Genomic DNA, 13,693 nt, shown 5'->3' on the forward strand with positions numbered 1-13,693 from the left:
CACAGCTCCCCCTTGTTCCGGCTTGATGTCCCTACCTTCTCACCCACCACTGACAATCGATCTGGGCTCCCGCGCCCGCGGGCGGGCCGCTGTCGTACACGGCGCCGGGCAGCGCTGCGGAGACCCACAGCAGGTGGCCGAACGGGTCGGCGAGGACTTGGGCATTCATGCAGTGCAGCCCACCTCACCGCAGCCGAGACCAGGTTGCATGACGCGTGTATCGGTCAATCCTCGTTGGGCGGCCACAGCCAGCGCAGCGCGTCAGGCAGCAGGACGCCGCCGTGGTTGGGGCTGTGGCCGCCGTCTCCCAGGACAAGGCGGAAGTCGTAGCCCGCTTCAGCGAGAGCGGCTGCCACGCGCAGGTTTTCGGCGAGCCAGTTCCGCTGTGGCTCATTCCAGTGCAGGTCGCGGTGGCCGCCTTGCATGAAGATGCGCAGCGGCTTGCGGGGTTCGCGGGAGATGAGGTCTGGGTAGGGGTTGCCGTCCGGCGTCTGCGCGAAGCTGGACAGGTATCCGATGACGCGGCGGAACTTGTCCGGACGCATCCACGCAGCGGTAAAGGCGCAGTTGCCGCCGCTGCTCCCGCCGCAGATGCCCCATCTCTCGGGCGACTGGGCGATGGTGCAGCGCTCCGCAACCCGCGGGATGATCTCGGTAAGGAGGAAGGTGACGTACCGGTCGTCGAAGGCGTCGTACTCGTTGTTGCGGTTCTTCGGGTTCTCCGCGTCGGGGAAGACGCCAGGATCGACGAACACGCCGATGGTGACGGGTATGTCGCCGCGGTGAACGAGGTTGTCCAGGACGATCGCGCCGCGCACCTCCCCTGCGGGGTCCAGGTACCACCATCCGTCCTGGAACACCATCAGGGATGCCGGTTTCGCCGGGTCGTACTGTGCGGGCACGTGTACCCAGAACCTCCGGAAGGTTCCCGGGTAGACCTCGCTGTCCCTCCACTCGAGCTCGACCGTCTCGCCGGCGGGGACGCCCGGCTGTAGAGCGGAATCGGGTCCGTGGATGTAGCGCACGTCGGACTGGTCGATCGGAAGTGGCTGGTAGGGCATCTCGATGGTCACGGGGAGCAACCGTAGGGCGATCGCCACCCTTGGTCGCAAGGCGTTTTCGTCCAGACGCTCCACCTCGCAGCGTCAGTGCGAGGTGGGAAAAGGCTCAGTCGGTGCGGTCGGACCAGCCCGGCGGGAGGTCGCCCGGGGCCGTGGAGATGATGCTCTCGTCGTCCGGGCCGACGAACTCGAAGAGGGTGATCCTGGCGAATTCAGGGACGACGTGGACCGGGTACGTGGGGCCCTCGTCGCGGTACCCGCGCATCTCGTCGAGGTGGTCGTTCTGAAACAGCACGGTGCGCTCGCCGTGCTCCTCGACCCAGCGCGGGAAGAAGATCACGCCGTGCAGGCGGCGCTTGCCGGGCATCACGTTCACGCAGACCGACGTACCGGTGGGCTCGTGCCAGGAGACCTTGTAGTGGTCGTCGTCCAGCCGGACGAGGTCGACCTCCTGGTCCTTGACCCAGCGTCCGCCCACCATGCCGGAGTGGATCCGGTAGTCGATGGTGGTCGGGTTCTTCACGTACATCTCGTACTGCCAGCCGTTTGCGTACGTGTAGATGAACCGGTGGCCGACGATCCCGGAGAGCTGCTGCGGGGGTACGGGGTTCCGGACGGTGGTCTCGTGCGCTCCGGGGCTGACCATGCGGGGCCTCCTCCTTCTCGCTCAGTGCGCTGTGCCGCTTCGCACCCGCCGCGCGGGGGATCTGCCGGATGTTCCCGAGGCGCGCATCGGGCTCCTGCGGGTCCTGCCCGACGCCGGCGCTCTCGCCCCGCGCGAGGTCGCGACCCGGCTACGAGTAGCCCCCTCGACAGCCGGCAATCCGGCTGCACCCTGACCGCCTGCGGGCTCGTCGAGCGCAAGCCGTCGTCCATCGATCGGCGCGCGGGTGCCGGACGGCCGCCGCCAGGCCGTCGAGGGTCGCTGCCCGTGCTCACCGGGCGGCGTCTGAAGTGTGAGGCGTGGAATCCCCGAGTCGGGGTATCTGGTTGCCGCTGGACGGGAGGGGCCGCGACACCTGGGGAGGTCGAAGCGGCCCTTCCCCATGTCCTGCCCACGGTCCTACCTGCTGTTCCTCCTGACCGCCCGGAGTCGCCGGGCGGCCCCCTCGCGTGGTGCGCTCAGACCGGCAGAGCGGGACCTCTCCGCACGCTTGACCAGGCGGAGAGGGGAGGCGTCTGGAGGCGTCGTCGAACCCTCTCCGCGGCAGCAGTACACCGCCGCGGCGAAGACGTCAGCGCGTGGTCAGGAGGCCGTCCACCAGGGCCCGGAGGCCGTCCAGGTAGGTGTCCTCGGCGGTCAGCGGCGCCCAGCGGTCCGCGACCTGTGCCAAGCGGGGTAGCTCGCCCGGGTCGAGATCGGCGAAGACCTGCTCCCGGTAGGTGGCATGGTCACCGGTTGCGCGCCGCCGCGCCGCTGTCGTCCTGACCACGATCTCTCCGGCGGTGTAGTACCAGATCGCGCGATAGCCGTGCACGGCCCGGTCGAGGGGGAGGCCGCATTCGGTCAGGCCGTCGACGATCTGCTCGACGAACCACAGGGCTGTCGTGGACATCAGGTCGTCGGCGGTCAGTACCTCCACGATCCAAGGGCAGGCGGCGAGTGACTCGTGGATGGCGGTGGCGGCGACGATGACCCGCTCGCGAGGGTCGGCGGGCAGTTCGGGTCGGCGCAGTGTCCGTGCGGCGTAGTCGTCCAGGAGGAGGACGAGCAGTTCCTCCTTGTCGCGGACGTGGTGGTAGAGGGCCATCGGCGTACTGCCGACCTCGGTGGCCAGCCGCCGCATGGTCAGCCGGTCCACGCCTCCCTCGCTCACGATCCGGCGGGCTGTCTCGATGATCTCCTCGCGCGAGATGCGGGGAGGCCGGCCCGGGGTTTTGCGTGGTGTGGACGGTTGCGGCATGCCTCCATCATCTCCCGGGTGTCGACAACGGCCGACACCCGGCGCTATTTTTCTTACATGTATAGAAACTCTCGAGAGAGGCCGGGCGTGGTGCTGGCGGCAGCCGCCGTGGCCCAGTTCGTCGTCGCCCTGGACATGTCCGTGGTCAACGTCGCGTTGCCCGCGATCCGGACCGCGCTGGGATTCGCGCCGCTCGACCTCTCGTGGGTCGTACACGTCTATGCGCTCACCTTCGGCGGGTTTCTGCTGCTGGGAGGCCGCGCTTGCGACCTGTACGGCCGGCGTCGGATGTTCGTGCTCGGGCTCACCGTCTTCGGGCTGTGCTCGCTGGCGGGCGGACTGGCCCAGACACCCTGGCAACTGATCGCCGCACGCGCCGGGCAGGGCCTGGGCGCCGCCGCAGCCGCACCGGCCGCGCTGGCGATGCTCACCACCACCTTCACCGAAGGCCCTCAGCGCGTCCGCGCCCTCGGAGTGTGGAGCGCGGTGAACGCCGCAGGTGGCGCGCTGGGTGTGCTGGCAGGTGGGTTGTTGACCGAGTACGCGGGCTGGCGCTGGGTCATGCTGATCAATCTGCCCATCGTCGTGGCGGCTCTCGCGCTCATCCCCGCAGGGGTGCCCGCCGGAACGGCACCCGCCCCGCGCGAAAGGCTGGACGCGGTGGGCGCCGTCCTTGCGACCGGCGGAGTAGGGCTGCTGGTGCTCGGCGTCGTCCGCACCGACACCCTTGGCTGGGAATCCCCGGTCACCTGGGCGACCCTCGCTGGCGCGGCCGTCCTGCTGGCCGCGTTCGTCTTCGCCGAGTCGAGGGTCGCCGCACCGCTGCTGCGCCTCGGCCTGCTGCGCAGCCGCTGGGTCGCCGGCGCGAACGTGCTGGTGTTCCTGGCCGCAGCCGGGCAGTTCACGGCGTTCTACTTCGTGTCCCTGTACATGCAGCAGGTTCTGGGCATGGGCGCCGCAGCGACCGGTACCGCGTTTCTGCCCTTCTCCCTGGGCCTGATCGCGGGCACCGTCGTCGCGACCCGCATCACCGCGGCACGCACCCCCCGCGTGTCCCTGGTGCCCGGCGCCCTGCTGGCCGCCGCGGGCCTGGCCTGGTTCGCCCTCATCAGCCCCGAAGGCAGCTTCCTCACCGACGTGCTCGGCCCCTCCCTCGTCACCAGCGTCGGTGCGGGACTGGTTCTGGCCCCGGTCGCCGCCGCCGCGACCACCGGCGTCGCTCCACGTGAGGCCGGCATGGCCTCCGGCCTCATGAACAGCTCCCGCCAACTCGGCGGCTCCATCGGCCTGGCTGCGCTGGCCACCCTTGCCGCGCACCACACCGGCACAGCCACCGACCCCGTCGCGCTCAACGACGGCTACGCCTTGGGCCTGGCTGTCGCCGCTGCCGTCTTCGTGCTCGCGGCGGTCGTGGCGATCGCCGCGCTGCCGCGTCGCCGGGCCGTCACACCCCTCCCACGATCCACCGCCCCCGCGGAGAACCAGATGGAAGGAACACCGTCATGAAGACCACCACTGTCGACCTGTTCGCCTCGGCACTGCACTTCCACCCCGACGGCGACGTCCGAGCCGTCGAACGGCAGATGACGAGCAGCGGCTCCGGCGCCTGGCAGATCGCCACGTTCCACGTGGAGACCGACGCCGACGTTCACGCCGACCACTGGGAGATGCACCCGGAGGCCGAGGAAGCCGTGTGCTGCCTGGCCGGCGGTGTCCGCCTCTACGTCCGTCCCGACAGGCCCGGCGGCGCCGAGGACATGGTGCGGTTGCGGGAAGGCACCGCCGTGATCGTCCCCCGCGGTCGCTGGCACCGCCTGGAACTGGAAGCCCCCAGCGACCTGATGTCGATCACGCTTCGTGACGGCACCCGCCTCGAAAAGCGAACCACCACCGACTGAGCGGACGACCGCCCGCACGATGTGCCGCCGGGACACCACAGGTCCTCGTCGGGTCTCCGCCCACGGCCACCACGATCACCGCGGACGGCCGGGAGCCGGGCGGGGTCCAGGTGCAACCGGCTCACCCGGACAGCCGAACCGGCTCCCCGGCCGACCGCTCCCACACGTCACGGGTCGCGATCGCCCAGCCCGGGCGGATCGGGCGGTGACACGGTCGCGCGGAGCGTCGGCTCCGGCAGGCTCCACGGCCCGGTCGCGAGGGGTCAGGCGGCGCTCTTCTTGCGGCCCTGGCCGGCGCCGGCCAGGGCGTCGATGAGTTCCTCCCGGCTCATCCTCGACCGGCCGGGCACGTTCTGCTCGGTGGCCCGCCGGTAGAGCTCGGCCTTGCTCTGCCGCCGCAGCTCGTCCTTGCCCGTACCCCGCCGGCCCCGAGAAGCGGAGGACGAACGGCCGGACTTCGACGGTCCCTTCCCCCGAGCGGTCTTCTCGGCGCCTTTCGCGGCCTGCTTCCGCGCCGGGCGGGACTTCCTCGTCCCACGGCCGCTTCGGACCTGGTCGATGCTGCCCTGCAACGCCTGCATCAGATCGACGACATCGGTGGCCGCCGGCGCCTCCTCGGCCGCGGCGATCTCCTGGCCCTCGGCCTTCGCCTTGACCAGTTCGCGCACCTTCTCCTGGTAGCTGTCGTGGTAACGGGACGGCTCCCACGGCCCGCTGAGGGAATCGATCAGCTGGAGCGCCATGTCCAGCTCCTTGCCCTTCCCGGCACGGCCGGCGGGCAGCTCGGGCAGCTCCTCACGCGGGTCACGCACCTCATCGGCCCAGTGAAGGGTCTGGAGCACCAACACCTTGTCCTCGGCGCGCAGCGCGGTCAGATACTGCCTTCCCCGCATCACGAAGGTCGCGACACCGACCATGTGTGTCCGGGCCAGGGCCGCCCGCAGCAGCTCGTAGACCTTGGTGTACTCCTCGCCACGCGGAGCGACGTAGTAGGTGCGCTGGAAGTAGACCGGCTCGATCTCCTCCAGGTCGACGAAGTCGGTGATCTCGATGGTCTGCGAACGGCCCGGTGCGATCTCGTCCAACTCATCCGGCTCCACCAGGACATACTCGCCTTCGCCCACCTCGTACCCCTTGACGATGTCGCCGGAGTCGACCTCGTCGCCGGTGCGCTCGTTGACCTTGCGGTTGCGGATCCGGTCAGCGGTGCCGCGCTGGAGCTGGTGGAAGTGGACGGTGTGGTCCTTGGTCGCCGAGTACAGGCCCACCGGCACGCTGACCAGTCCGAACGTGACCACACCGGTCCAGATCGCGCGTGCCATGACCGCCCACTCCCAACCCTCACCGCAGAGAAACCGGTGGGCATCCGGCCCGCGCCCGTCCCACGGCGATACCCACCTGATGTCCCTCTCATGAGACACCGCAGGTCAACGGCCCGCATCTTGTGATCATGGCCGGCGGCGGCGTCCTCGACCCGTCGACGCCACCGCAGGCGCACCTACGCGCGACGCGCCGCAGCTGGGGCGACCGGCGCTACGACAGCAGCATGCGCGTCCACGCCACGGCCAGGAGTGTGCAAGCGAGAGTGAACAAGCCCTGCACCACGGCGGTGAAAGGCATCCGCAGACGGGCGTGCACGAAGGCACCGGTCGCCGCCACGGCCGGAATACCCCAGATGACGAGCCAGATCAGAACAGGGGCGTCGCGGGAGTGCGCGGGCCGCGAGGAGTGCGGCGACGGCGCGGTTCCCATGCCGACCATGAAGAGCAGTATCCCGCCGACGACCACGATGACGGCGTCCGCGACCACGAGCAACAGGGCAACGACGACGTCGGTCAGCCGGGAAGGGCGTTCGCGCCGAGGAGGCGCCGGGGAGTCCTGGTCGTCCACGGGCGGTGAGGACATGACCCGACTGCACCACGGAATGGCGCGTTCGGCACCGTCCGGGACCGTGAAACATCCCGACTGTGACCATCGGGCTGTCATCCATCGAGCCCACGCATCACCCCGCAGTCAGCCGGAAGCTCTGCAAGGCCGAGCTGTCGCACGGCCGTTGCGCCAGTTGCACGGCCAGGAGGCGGCATCGGTGGTGAACGCCGAGACGTGGAACCCCATCCAGCCTCCGCTCGCCCTGACGTACCGCTCGAAACCGGTCCGTCGAGCCGCGGTCCTGGGCGCGTCGTCCAGGAAGAGGACGACCTGGTGGTCGTTCACGCCGCCGTTCGCGAGCAGGTTCCAGTTGGTGGTGGCCGTGTAGGTGAGGTTGTTCTGCGCCGCCGTCCGCGGGAACCACTCGTTGGCTTCCTTGACGAAGTCGATGTGGGCGGCGTCCCAGGTTCCGCCGTGGCAGGCGATGACCTTGAAGGCGGGGGCCTGGGCGGCGGGCGTCGTGGGCCCGGCGTGGGCCGGGGCGGTCAGCCCCAGCACCAGCGCCAGCAGGATCAGCAGTTGTGCCGCGAACCGGGTCACGGGTAGCTCACCAGGTTCGCCACGTTCGTCGAGGAGTTGGACGGGCCGCCTCGGTCGTTGATGACGTGCCGGATGGTCCCGGTGCCGCCCAGTGAGACGGTGACCATGTTCTGGAAGCGTACGTTCGGGTTGTTGGGCACCTCGAAGGCGTGCTCCGCGGTGACACTCGGGTTGACGTTGAAGTAGCAGTAGCTGCCGAGTCCGTAGGCCTGGTGGCTGGTGACGTTGTTCGCGACCTTGTAGGCGGCGTATCCCTGGGTGGAGCCGTTCATCCATGCGGCCTGGTCGGGCGGGTCGTAGGGCATCTCGTTCTGGTAGAAGTACGTGCGGCCGCCGTTGCCGTTCCAGATGGTCTGGTGCTTCTGGTAGTGCTCGACGAACAGGCCGTACATGGTCACGTCGTCCCCGTTGACGACGAGTCCGGTGTCGGCGGTGTTGGTGTTCCAGCCGATGCCCGTGCCGTGGTCGCCGCGCCAGATCCACATGTGGTCGCCGATGACGTCGTCGCTGTTGACGACGAGGCTGGTGGTCGCCTTGCCGACGGCGGCACCGCCGACGCGGAAGTACACGTCGTGCAGGGAGGTGGGGTTGCCCGAGTGGTCGGCGGCGGAACCGGACGGGCCGACCTCCATCAGCGTCTGCGAGTTGGTGGTGCCGGCGTCGAAGAGGACGCCCGCGACCTTCACCCCGTCGACGTCGGCGACGGTCATGGCCGTGACGCCGTTGTCCGGGAGGAACGTGGCGAGGCCGAGCCCCAGGACGACGGTGTCCGGGCGGGTCACGCGCAGGGTCTGGTCGAGGTGGTAGACGCCCGGCGTGACCAGCAGGTTCTTCCCTTCGGCGAGGGCGGCGTTGATCTGCGTCGCCCTCGCGCCCGGCTTGACGACGTAGAACTGGTCGATGCCGAGTGAGGTGCCGGCGGCGTTGCCGTTCGCCCAGGTGGTGGACGAGGAGTTGGTCCGCACGGACGGGACGAACACCTTGTAGGCGCCCGCGCCGTCCACGTACAGGAAGGGCTTCTCGCGGACGGTGGGGGTCTGGTTCACCGTGGTGTAAGGCGGGTTGGGGAAGGTGTTGCCCGGTACTCCCTGGCTGCCGACGAACACCATGTTCCAGTTGGAGCCGGCCCAGCTGCCGAGCTGGGAGTTGCGGGTGAGCCACTGCTGCTGGGTGCCGGAGCGCACCTGGCCGTCGATCTTGCTGTCGGCCATGAAACCGCCGCTGGACCAGCCGCCGTCGCTGAGTTCGAGGTTGCCGCGCACATGCATGCGCCGGTACCCGGACGCCTGGGAGACGGCCCAGCGGTCGGTGCCTCCGGTCGGGTTGACCGACAGGTTCTCCGCCCCACGCCAGAAGTTCTGGGTGGCGTTCTGAGGCGGGAACCAGTCGGCCTCGACGTGCACGGCGCCGTTGACGGTGACCGAGTCGGGCGACTGGCCGAGGCCCAGAACCTGGGTGTAGAAGCCGACGTTGACGTCGTTGTTGTACGTGCCGGGCTTGAACATCACCGCGTAGCGCTGGGAGCCGAACTGGTTCGTCTCCTGCTGCTGGAAGATGGAGTTCAGTCGGCTCTGGATCGTGGACGACGGCATCGACGGGTCGAAGACGACCACGTTGGGACCGAGGTCGACGTCACCGGGCGCACTGCTCACGGGCGCGACCTGGAAGCGCTGCGCCGCCGTGCCGTTACAGGTGTACTGAACGAGCTGGACGCTGTCGGCCGTGGAGGCAGACGGAACATCCAGGCACTTGCCGCTGTGCCGGTTCACGAAGTGGTAGGCGCCGCCGCCCTCGTCGACGGCCCGCCACTGCTGGTTGTCGCCGCCGCCGTACGTCCACAGGTGCACGGCCGCGTTGTCGGCGGTCGACACGTCGCTCACGTCCACGACCTGCTGGGCGTCATTGCGGTTGTTGATGCGCACATAGCCGTCGCTGGTCGGGGTGAAGCTCCACTGTTGCGCGGTGCTGTTGTTGCAGGCGTACTGCTGCACCGCGGTGCCGTTGACGGTGGCGGCCGCCCTGGCGTCAAGGCACTTGCCGCTGCCGTTGTTCACCACCGTGGACCAGCCGGTGGGCAGGGCTGCCGCGGCGAAGGAGGCGGCCTGGGCGGGCGGGAGGCCGGTGAGGATCGAGACGGCGGTGGCCGCGGCCGCGAGGGAAGCGGTCCAGCGTCCGGCGATGGGTGGTCTCGGGAGTCGGAGCATGTCTTCTCCAGTGCCGACGAAGCGGCGTGAGTGGGGGGTTGGGGGAGTGGGGTGGCCGTTCGTGCGGAGCGTCAGCCGCCGTACTGGGCGAAGACCCGGGTGAAGTCCCACGGCTGCTGGGAGACGCCCGAGCAGGTGTCGGCCCTGGCACCGGTGCACGGCCGGTCGCGGTTCACCGACCAGAAGGTCAGTCGCGCGAGGTGACGCTGCTGGGCGTATCCGAGGATGGTGCGGAAGTCGGTGACCGTGACGGTCTCGCCGTTGTCGGTGATGCCGTTCATCGAGGAGATGCCGGTGTGGCGGTAGGCCTGGTCGTCGCTGTAGCCGTAGGCGTTCTCGACCGCGGTCTTGAGCCCTTCGGCGGCACGGATGCTGAGCTGTCCCATGTCCTGGCCGGCGCCGCCGAAGTTGAACGGCATGATCGTCCAGCTGTCGACGGTGAGACCGGAGGCGGCGGCCTTGTCGATCAAGCTGCTGTCCGGACCGTTCTGGCCGGTGCCGAAGGTGACGTACACCTTGATGCCCGGGTTGTTGGCCTTGACCGTCTTCAGCGCGTCGACCGTCCGCTGCTGCACGGTCGGGCTGTCGTACGCCGCCGCCTCGATGTCGATGTCGATGGCCTTCAGCCCGTAGGCGTTGATCACCTTCTGGTACGCGGCGGCGAGTTCGCCCGCGCTGGCGCACGAACTCTCCAGCTTGTTGCCGCTCCAGCCGCCGAAGGACGGGATGACGTCGCCGCCGGCTGCCCGGACGGTGTTGACGGTCTGCTGGTCCACGCCTCCCGTCAGGGGCCGGCTGCCGTCCCACTGCGGGTTGCAGTAACCGTTGCTCAGCACGAAGGCGAGCGTGAACCACTTGACGCCGGTGGCGTTCATCACGGTGGCGGGGTTCGGCGGGCTGCCCCATCCGTTGTAGAGGTAGGGAGCGACGGCCATCGCGCCGGGCGAGGGAGTCGGCGTGCCGCCGCTCGGCGCGGTCCACTTCTGGTTGCCGGCTCCGGTACACGTCCAGATCTGGAGCCGTGTCCCGTTGGCGGAGCTGTTGCCGGTCGCGTCCAGGCACTTGTCGGCCTGCGGGTTGACGATGTCCCGCGCGGACGTGACGGTCCATTGCTGGGCGGCACTGCCGTTGCAGTCCCAGAGCTGTACCCGGGTTCCGTCGGCCGTCCCGCCCGACGCGACGTCGAGGCACTTGCCGAGCGCGCGGATCGTGCCGTCGCTGCCCACGGTCCATTGCTGGGCGGCGCTGCCGTTGCAGTCGTAGAGCTGCACGGCCGTGCCGTTGACCGTGGCGGCGCCCGCGACGTCCACGCACTTTCCGCCGATCCCGGTGATCTGGCCGGTGGCCGCCGCGGCGCCGCTCGCGGGCATGCCGCCGAGACCGGCGAGGAGGGACGCCGCTGCGGCGGTGCCCAGCAGCCGGCGTCCGGTCCGGCCGGCCGCTTGCTTCTTGGTCATGGAGTCACGTCCATTTCTGGTGACGGGCGCCGCCCGCGAGCGAGATGCGGGAGGTCATCGATGACGTGGGGACACCGATGGCCCGTTACCGGGGGAGACACGGACACCAATGCCATGCGCATGACATTTGTAGGTCGGTCATGGATGCGTGGATGTGTCGGCCGCCGGCGGGGGTGAGTGGGGGGCTTATCTCAGTTCATGATTTAAGAAGTGACGCAAACGCGTGTCAAGGCTTTGGTACAGGCCAATCGGGGTGCGTGTGTGCGGCACCCCGAACCGCTCCGCGTCCGAAGGTGCCGCCGTGCGGCCTCCGTTCGAGGTCGCCCTCCATGTACGCCCCCTTGGCCTCGACCCCAGATGGTTCAGGATTTACTGAATTCAGGATTCCTTGTACTCTCATGGGGTGCTGACCATTGCCCCGGACGTCGAGGTGCTCGCGCGCTTCGGCCGCGCTCTCGCAGACCCCATCCGCTGCCAGCTGTTGCTGGCCCTGCGCAAGGCGCCCGCCTACCCATCGGACCTCGCCGAGACGATCGGCGTCTCCCGCACCCGACTGTCGAACCACCTGGCCTGCCTGCGCGACTGCGGCCTGGTCGTCGCGGTCCCGGACGGCCGCCGCACGCGCTATGAACTCGCCGACGACCGCATCGGACACGCACTGGACGACCTGCGCACCGCCGTGGTCGCCGTGGAGACGGACCGCACCTGCCCCGACGCCGACGCGAAGGGGTGCTGCTGATGACCGCGATATCCCTCGGCCCGAGCCCCGCCCGGCGCGACGCACTCACCCGTCGCATACGGCTGTTGGTGGCCGGCACGATCGCCTACAACGTCATCGAAGCGATCGTCGCCATCACCGCCGGCACGATCGCCTCCTCCACCGCCCTGATCGGCTTCGGGCTCGACTCCGTCATCGAAGTCTCCTCCGCCGCCGCGGTCGCCTGGCAGTTCTCCCCAGCCGACCACGCCGTGCGGGAAGCGCGCGAGCAGCGCACCCTGCGCATCATCGCGATCTCGTTCTTCGCCCTCGCCGTCTACGTCGCCGTCGACGCCGTCAGGGCGCTGACCGGCACCGGAGAAGCCGAACGCTCCATCCCCGGCATCGTCCTCGCCGCCCTCTCCCTGGCGATCATGCCGTTCCTGTCCGCCGCCCAGCGCCGCGCCGGCCGCGAACTCGGTTCCGCCAGCGCGGTCGCCGACTCCAAACAGACCCTGCTGTGCACCTACCTGTCGGCAGTCCTCCTCGTCGGTCTGGTCCTCAACGCCACCCTCGGCTGGTCCTGGGCCGACCCGCTCGCCGCCCTCGTCATCGCCGGCATGGCCGTCAAGGAAGGCCGCGACGCCTGGCAGGGCAAGGGCTGCTGCGCCCCCACCGCGAGCCCGGTGGCCGACACCCGCGCAGAGTCCCGGGCGGGCGACGGGGGCGGCTGCGGCCCGGGCTGCGCCTGCTGTTCGTGAACATCACGTTGCCATCCCGCCCCTCCTCGGGCGACTGCCTCGATACTGGCCGGGCTGTCGAGGAGCGGGGGCCGTGGTGGAGTGGACGATCTGGGCCGGGCTGGCGGCCGGGCTGCTGATATCGACAGTGACCGCGCCCGTCGGCGTGTCCGGGGCCGTCTTCCTCCTCCCGGTCCAGCTCAGCCTCCTCGGCGTGCCGAGCCCCGCGGTCACGCCGACGAACCTGCTGTTCAACGTGGTGGCAGGGCCAGGCGCCCTGTGGCGGTACCGTCGCGACGGCGCTCTGCGCGGCGGACTGGCCCGGCGCCTGGTCTGCTGGTCGCTGCCCGGGGTGATCACCGGCGCCGCCGTCCGCGTCCACGCCCTCCCCGGCCCGGACGTCTTCCGGTTGCTGGTCGCCGCCCTTCTCCTGCCGCTCGGCACCTGGCTGTGCCTGCGCACTCTGCGGCCGAACCGCATCCAGCCGCCTCCCGGCACGAACGCCGAGCCGTCGCCGGCCACACTCGCCGCCCTGGCCCTGACCGTCGGCGTCGTGGGCGGGATCTACGGCATCGGAGGCGGCTCCCTGCTCGGGCCGATCCTCGCCGCCCGCGGCATGCCCCTGGCCCGCATCGCACCGGCCACGCTCGCCGCGACCTTCATCACCTCCGTCGCCGGAGCCGCCGCGTATGCCGTGCTCGCCACCACGAGCTCCGGCCCCGTCGCGCCCCAGTGGCCACTGGGCCTTGCCTGTGGCCTCGGCGGGCTCGTCGGCGGCTGGCTCGGTGCGCAACTCCAGCCCCGCGTGCCCGAAACCGCACTCCGCGTCCTGCTCGGCACGCTCGCCGCCGCCCTCGGCACGCTCTACGCGGCCCAGTCCCTGAGCTGAGGTCGGTCGTGGCACGGGGCGCACAAGCGGGAACCCACCTGACGCCGAGCGGGGACGAGTGGTTCGGTCACCGGCCCGGCAGGACGTCCGACGGTATCTTCGCGTCCTTCGCCCGGTCCCCGGCGAGGAGTTGGTCGGCGTAGCCGGCCTCGGCCCACACGAACTGCTTGAACTGTTCCGGGGTGCGTGTTCCCCGCCATGGGGCGTCGCCCGGGCAGAACACCGAGGAGCAGCCGGGGCAGTGGTACGCCGGCCGCCCCAGGCGCTCGGCACGCTCGGAGCCGGCCTCGGCCGCGGCCTTCTCCCGTCCGTCACCACGCACGACCACGAAGGTGCCGACGAGGCAGAGCAGAGCGAGCGCGGCACCGCCGAGC

At 70.0% G+C, this 13,693-nt stretch carries 14 protein-coding genes and 1 pseudogene; 5 read left to right on the forward strand and 10 right to left on the reverse strand.

Annotation, left to right across the window (positions count from 1 at the left end):
• Positions 1 to 31: 31 nt before the first annotated feature.
• The 4 genes from ACFY9E_RS16495 to ACFY9E_RS16510 form a co-directional block, all read right to left on the reverse strand.
• The gene (locus tag ACFY9E_RS16495) at positions 32 to 169 is read right to left on the reverse strand and encodes a hypothetical protein (protein ID WP_390984030.1); all 138 of its coding nucleotides are present in this window, start codon (positions 167 to 169) and stop codon (positions 32 to 34) included.
• Between the two features lie 55 nt (positions 170 to 224).
• Positions 225 to 1,073 (reverse strand): alpha/beta hydrolase-fold protein, encoded by an 849-nt coding sequence (locus ACFY9E_RS16500; RefSeq protein ID WP_390984032.1) that lies wholly within the window; start codon positions 1,071 to 1,073, stop codon positions 225 to 227.
• A 94-nt stretch (positions 1,074 to 1,167) separates the two neighbouring features.
• On the reverse strand, positions 1,168 to 1,707 hold the full coding sequence (locus tag ACFY9E_RS16505) for a phenolic acid decarboxylase (RefSeq protein WP_390984035.1): 540 nt from the start codon (positions 1,705 to 1,707) through the stop codon (positions 1,168 to 1,170).
• Between the two features lie 589 nt (positions 1,708 to 2,296).
• Positions 2,297 to 2,965 carry a TetR/AcrR family transcriptional regulator C-terminal domain-containing protein gene (locus tag ACFY9E_RS16510; RefSeq protein ID WP_390984038.1) on the reverse strand — a complete coding sequence of 223 codons (669 nt, stop codon included), beginning with the start codon at positions 2,963 to 2,965 and terminating at the stop codon, positions 2,297 to 2,299.
• Positions 2,966 to 3,022: 57 nt separating this feature from the next.
• Between ACFY9E_RS16510 and ACFY9E_RS16515 the strand changes: the two genes are divergently transcribed.
• Together ACFY9E_RS16515 and ACFY9E_RS16520 are read left to right on the forward strand one after the other, a co-directional pair.
• Positions 3,023 to 4,471 (forward strand): MFS transporter, encoded by a 1,449-nt coding sequence (locus ACFY9E_RS16515; RefSeq protein ID WP_390984041.1) that lies wholly within the window; start codon positions 3,023 to 3,025, stop codon positions 4,469 to 4,471.
• On the forward strand, positions 4,468 to 4,863 hold the full coding sequence (locus ACFY9E_RS16520; protein WP_390984044.1) for a cupin domain-containing protein: 396 nt from the start codon (positions 4,468 to 4,470) through the stop codon (positions 4,861 to 4,863). The genes ACFY9E_RS16515 and ACFY9E_RS16520 overlap by 4 nt, the downstream gene beginning before the upstream one ends.
• A gap of 263 nt (positions 4,864 to 5,126) precedes the next feature.
• Here ACFY9E_RS16520 and ACFY9E_RS16525 read toward each other — a convergent pair whose 3' ends face one another.
• The 5 genes and pseudogenes from ACFY9E_RS16525 to ACFY9E_RS16545 form a co-directional block, all read right to left on the reverse strand.
• Entirely contained in the window at positions 5,127 to 6,185 is a 1,059-nt protein-coding gene (locus ACFY9E_RS16525) for a Ku protein (protein WP_390984047.1), read from the reverse strand.
• Positions 6,186 to 6,396: 211 nt separating this feature from the next.
• A complete protein-coding gene (locus ACFY9E_RS16530; RefSeq protein WP_390984050.1) occupies positions 6,397 to 6,768 on the reverse strand; it encodes a hypothetical protein in 372 nt (123 codons plus the stop codon).
• 162 nt (positions 6,769 to 6,930) lie between these two features.
• Positions 6,931 to 7,332 (reverse strand): annotated as a pseudogene (locus ACFY9E_RS16535) (1,4-beta-xylanase); the annotation flags it as partial.
• Entirely contained in the window at positions 7,329 to 9,536 is a 2,208-nt protein-coding gene (locus ACFY9E_RS16540) for an RICIN domain-containing protein (protein ID WP_390984053.1), read from the reverse strand. The pseudogene ACFY9E_RS16535 and the gene ACFY9E_RS16540, both read right to left, overlap by 4 nt.
• 71 nt (positions 9,537 to 9,607) lie before the next feature.
• Complete coding sequence (locus ACFY9E_RS16545; RefSeq protein WP_390984056.1) at positions 9,608 to 10,993, reverse strand: ricin-type beta-trefoil lectin domain protein; 1,386 nt, start codon at positions 10,991 to 10,993, stop codon at positions 9,608 to 9,610.
• Positions 10,994 to 11,396: 403 nt separating this feature from the next.
• Here ACFY9E_RS16545 and ACFY9E_RS16550 point away from each other — a divergent pair, with 403 nt between their 5' ends.
• The 3 genes from ACFY9E_RS16550 (at position 11,397) to ACFY9E_RS16560 (ending at position 13,319) form a co-directional block, all read left to right on the forward strand.
• The gene (locus ACFY9E_RS16550; RefSeq protein WP_390984058.1) at positions 11,397 to 11,732 is read left to right on the forward strand and encodes a metalloregulator ArsR/SmtB family transcription factor; all 336 of its coding nucleotides are present in this window, start codon (positions 11,397 to 11,399) and stop codon (positions 11,730 to 11,732) included.
• Positions 11,732 to 12,451, forward strand: coding sequence for a cation transporter (locus ACFY9E_RS16555; protein WP_390984060.1), 720 nt, complete (start codon positions 11,732 to 11,734; stop codon positions 12,449 to 12,451). The genes ACFY9E_RS16550 and ACFY9E_RS16555 overlap by 1 nt, the downstream gene beginning before the upstream one ends.
• 76 nt (positions 12,452 to 12,527) lie before the next feature.
• Entirely contained in the window at positions 12,528 to 13,319 is a 792-nt protein-coding gene (locus ACFY9E_RS16560; protein WP_390985094.1) for a TSUP family transporter, read from the forward strand.
• Between the two features lie 67 nt (positions 13,320 to 13,386).
• Here the strand turns inward: ACFY9E_RS16560 and ACFY9E_RS16565 are convergent, their stop codons facing one another.
• Positions 13,387 to 13,641 carry a hypothetical protein gene (locus tag ACFY9E_RS16565; protein WP_390984063.1) on the reverse strand — a complete coding sequence of 85 codons (255 nt, stop codon included), beginning with the start codon at positions 13,639 to 13,641 and terminating at the stop codon, positions 13,387 to 13,389.
• Between the last annotated feature and the right edge of the window lie 52 nt (positions 13,642 to 13,693).

This window comes from Streptomyces sp. NPDC012466 (genome assembly GCF_042955215.1).
GTDB lineage: Bacteria > Actinomycetota > Actinomycetes > Streptomycetales > Streptomycetaceae > Streptomyces.

Excerpts from the sequence above, each read along its gene's own strand:
- ACFY9E_RS16515 (WP_390984041.1), top strand. The coding sequence starts at position 3,023 with ATGTATAGAAACTCTCGAGAGAGGCCGGGCGTGGTGCTGGCGGCAGCC.
- ACFY9E_RS16555 (WP_390984060.1), top strand. The coding sequence starts at position 11,732 with ATGACCGCGATATCCCTCGGCCCGAGCCCCGCCCGGCGCGACGCACTC.
- ACFY9E_RS16530 (WP_390984050.1), bottom strand. The coding sequence starts at position 6,768 with ATGTCCTCACCGCCCGTGGACGACCAGGACTCCCCGGCGCCTCCTCGG.
- ACFY9E_RS16540 (WP_390984053.1), bottom strand. The coding sequence starts at position 9,536 with ATGCTCCGACTCCCGAGACCACCCATCGCCGGACGCTGGACCGCTTCC.
- ACFY9E_RS16545 (WP_390984056.1), bottom strand. The coding sequence starts at position 10,993 with ATGACCAAGAAGCAAGCGGCCGGCCGGACCGGACGCCGGCTGCTGGGC.
- ACFY9E_RS16520 (WP_390984044.1), top strand. The coding sequence starts at position 4,468 with ATGAAGACCACCACTGTCGACCTGTTCGCCTCGGCACTGCACTTCCAC.
- ACFY9E_RS16505 (WP_390984035.1), bottom strand. The coding sequence starts at position 1,707 with ATGGTCAGCCCCGGAGCGCACGAGACCACCGTCCGGAACCCCGTACCC.
- ACFY9E_RS16510 (WP_390984038.1), bottom strand. The coding sequence starts at position 2,965 with ATGCCGCAACCGTCCACACCACGCAAAACCCCGGGCCGGCCTCCCCGC.
- ACFY9E_RS16525 (WP_390984047.1), bottom strand. The coding sequence starts at position 6,185 with ATGGCACGCGCGATCTGGACCGGTGTGGTCACGTTCGGACTGGTCAGC.
- ACFY9E_RS16495 (WP_390984030.1), bottom strand. The coding sequence starts at position 169 with ATGAATGCCCAAGTCCTCGCCGACCCGTTCGGCCACCTGCTGTGGGTC.